This is a genomic window from Streptomyces katrae (assembly GCF_000966975.1).
In the GTDB taxonomy this organism is placed as follows: Bacteria; Actinomycetota; Actinomycetes; order Streptomycetales; family Streptomycetaceae; genus Streptomyces; species Streptomyces katrae.
This window is the reverse complement of the sequence record NZ_JZWV01001083.1, coordinates 1-3073: the sequence shown is the minus strand read 5'-3', so window position 1 is coordinate 3073 and position 3073 is coordinate 1. Positions and strand designations below refer to the sequence as shown.

3 protein-coding genes and 1 pseudogene are annotated in these 3073 nt (G+C 73.0%); 2 read left to right on the top strand and 2 right to left on the bottom strand.

What is annotated here, in order from left to right; translation table 11 throughout:
* Window positions 1-85 precede the first annotated feature (85 nt).
* A pseudogene (locus tag VR44_RS32615) lies at window positions 86-1169 on the bottom strand (acyl-CoA dehydrogenase family protein).
* A gap of 156 nt (window positions 1170-1325) precedes the next feature.
* On the bottom strand, window positions 1326-2018 hold the full coding sequence (locus VR44_RS32610; RefSeq protein WP_045951243.1) for a TetR/AcrR family transcriptional regulator: 693 nt from the start codon (window positions 2016-2018) through the stop codon (window positions 1326-1328).
* 70 nt (window positions 2019-2088) lie between these two features.
* Here VR44_RS32610 and VR44_RS32605 point away from each other — a divergent pair, with 70 nt between their 5' ends.
* Both VR44_RS32605 and VR44_RS32600 read left to right on the top strand, forming a co-directional pair.
* Window positions 2089-2706 carry a DUF6230 family protein gene (locus VR44_RS32605; RefSeq protein ID WP_045951242.1) on the top strand — a complete coding sequence of 206 codons (618 nt, stop codon included), beginning with the start codon at window positions 2089-2091 and terminating at the stop codon, window positions 2704-2706.
* On the top strand, window positions 2694-3073 hold a 380-nt coding region (locus VR44_RS32600; RefSeq protein WP_045951241.1), incomplete at its 3' end, for a DUF6114 domain-containing protein. The genes VR44_RS32605 and VR44_RS32600, both read left to right, overlap by 13 nt.

Here is a 3073-nt window from a genome sequence, read left to right as displayed (position 1 = left end):
GACCGGACCGGCGGGGCCGTGGCGGGTCGCGGGTCCGGTCGGCGGGGGCGCGGTGGCGGGTGGACCCGGCGCGGCGCCCCCGTCGTCAGCGGGTCTCGGGGCCGGCCAGGTGGCGGGCGATGACCATGCGCTGGATCTGGTTCGTGCCCTCCACGATCTGGAGCACCTTCGCCTCGCGCATCAGGCGCTCCACCGGGAAGTCGGCGGTGTAGCCGTAGCCGCCGAGGATCTGCACCGCGTCCGTGGTGACGGCCATCGCCGCGTCCGTGCAGAACAGCTTGGCCATGGCGGCCTGCCGGGAGAACGGCTTGCCCGCGTCGCGCAGCCGGGCGGCCGCGAGGTAGAGGGCCCGGCCGGCCTCGATCTTGGTGGCCATGTCGGCCAGCATGAAGCGCAGCCCCTGGAAGTCGGCGATGGGGTGCCCGAACTGCTTGCGGCCGAGCGCGTACGAGACGGCCTCGTCCAGGTTCGCCGATCCGGCGGGAGTCGGGCACGCGTACGCCGTCGAAGTGCAGCTGGGCGGTGGGCGAGCCCTTCATGCCCATCTTCTTCTCGGGGACGGCGGCCGTCAGGCCCTCGGCGTCACCGGGCACCAGGAAGGCCGTGATGCCCTTGGGGCCGGGGGCGCCCGTGCGGGCGAGGACGGTGTAGAAGTCGGCGACCCCGCCGTGGGTGATCCAGGCCTTGGTGCCGGTGATCACCCACTCGTCACCGTCGCGGACCGCCTTGGTGGTCAGCGAGGCGGCGTCCGAGCCGGAGGCCGGCTCGGAGAGGCAGTAGGCGCCGAGCAGCCCGCCGCCGAGCATGTCGGGCAGGTGGGCGGCGCGCTGCTCCTTGGTGCCGTATCCGGCCAGGCCGTGGCAGGCCAGGGAGTGCACGCTGACGCCGAGGCCGACAGTCAGGCGGGCGGCCGCCAGCTCCTCCAGGACCTGCAGGTAGACCTCGTACGGCTGGTCGCCGCCGCCGAACTCGCCCGCGTAGGGGAGGCCCAGCAGCCCGGACTCGGAGAGCAGGCTGAAGACCTCGCGCGGGAAGCGCCCGGCGTCCTCCTCCTCGGCGGCCTTGGGGCGGATCTCCCGCTGGGCGATCTCGCGTACGAGCGCGAGGAGGTCCCGGGACTCCTCGGTGGGCAGCTGACGGTCCACCGGCTGCGGGGCGCGGTCGGTCATGGCGGCGCTCTCCTCCCTCGTCGGGCACGGCGGCGACGCGTGAGGTGTGGTACGCGCCGCCGGATCTCGGTGCTCTCACAGCCGATGCTGCCCTCCCGGATCACGGAAGGGCTCGACGAGCGGCTGCGGCGGCTTGAGTATGCACGATCAGGCGCTTTACGTCACCGGTACAGGATTGCCATGATCATCCGGGGTGCTCGAAGCCTCCTCGGGAGCCACCGGAGGAGCGGGACATTCGGGGACGAGCTCCTCGATCACGGCGAGCGTCGCGCGCAGCTGGCGTACGAGGAGGCCGGCGAGCGCGGTCCGGTCGGGCCTTCCCTCGGCGTCGGGGGAGCCGGTCCAGTCGAGGGTGGCGCCCTCCACCCCGGAGAGCCAGCCGACGAGGGCGAGCCGGGCCAGCGGCGGGACGGTGCGGCGGCCGTACGCCCCCTCGGCGATGGCGGCCAGGAGCTCCTCGCGGACGGCGTCGCGTATGGCGAGCACCTCGGCGTCGGAGCCGACCCCGCCGGTGACGATGGTGCGGTAGGCGGCGTGGTGGTGCTCGGCGTAGTGCAGGTAGCCGTCGATGGTGCGGCGCAGCCGTTCGGCGCCCGGCAGTTCGGGCTCCCCGGTGGCGCGGGCGACGAGCTGGGCGACCGAGTCCTCGACGATGGCGAGGTAGTAGCCCCGTTTGCTGTTGAAGTAGTAGTAGACGAGCCCCTTGGCGACGCCCGCGTGCTGGGCGATGTCGTCCATGGAGAGAGCGTCGTACGAGGTATCGGCGAACAACTTCCGCCCGATCGCTATGAGTTCGGCCCTGCGGGCCTGCGATCGACCGGTCGTGTCACGCTGTTGACTATTATTCAAATCCGGCCCTAGCCTCAAAGCCTCGAACTGTCTGCCACAGGATTTCCCGCAGTGTACGGGAGGGACCGCCATGGGCAAGGACGGCAGGAAGCCCGCCGAAGGACGGGTCGACTGGAGGAAATCGGCGGCCGTGGGGCTGCCGGCGATCGCCGCGGTCGGGGCGCTCGCGGTGGTGATGGCCCAGGGCGCGCTCGCCGCGTCCTTCGCCGTGTCGGGGACGAGTTTCCAGGTCTCGTCGTCGAAGCTGAGCAGCAAGGGGCTCGCCTCGTACGTGCACACCGACCGCTCCGCCGACGGCGCGGGGCACCCGGTGGCGCTCCTGGGGATCGGCGAGGCCACCCTGAGCGACATCTGCCAGTCGGCGAAGGTGGCGACCCCGCTGGGCACGGTGGTGTTCAAGCTGACCGCGGGCGGTCCGGCCGGGGAGGTGAGCGCAGCCAACCTGGTCATCGACGGCGAGGACCTCGTCGGGGACGCCACCTTCGGCACGGCGCAGATCGGCCGGGACGCCTCCACCCTCGACCAGGTGGACGGGGTGCGGGGCGAGCCCGGGAAGTTCGGGCTCCAGGCGGGGAACATCGAGGTCGCGGGGGTGCGGTCGCACGCCTGGTCCGCCACGGGCGGCGACTTCCGGCTCAAGGGGATGCGGGTCGGCGTCAGCCTCGACGGGGCCACGTGCTTCCCCTGACCCGCGGCCGGGCGCGGCTGCGGGCGTGGCGGCGGCAGCGGCCCTTCTGGGGCGGCCTGCTGCTGGTGCTGGGCGGGGCCGAGCTGCTGCTGGTGCCGCTCTCGCCGGTGGCGGTACTGGTCAGCCTGGGGCTGGGCGGGATCGCGGCCCTCGGGATCGGGGCCGCGCTGATCGTGGCGGGGCTGTTCCTCTGGTTCCTGCCGCAGGCCCGCGCCTACGTCTCGGTCCACGCCCTGCTGCTGTCGGTGCTGTCCTTCGTGGTGACCAACCTGGGCGGGTTCCTCGTCGGGGCCCTGCTGGGCATCGCGGGCGGGGCGCTGGCCTTCGGCTGGACCCCGCGGCGGAACGGGGAGGCGGAGGAGGAGGG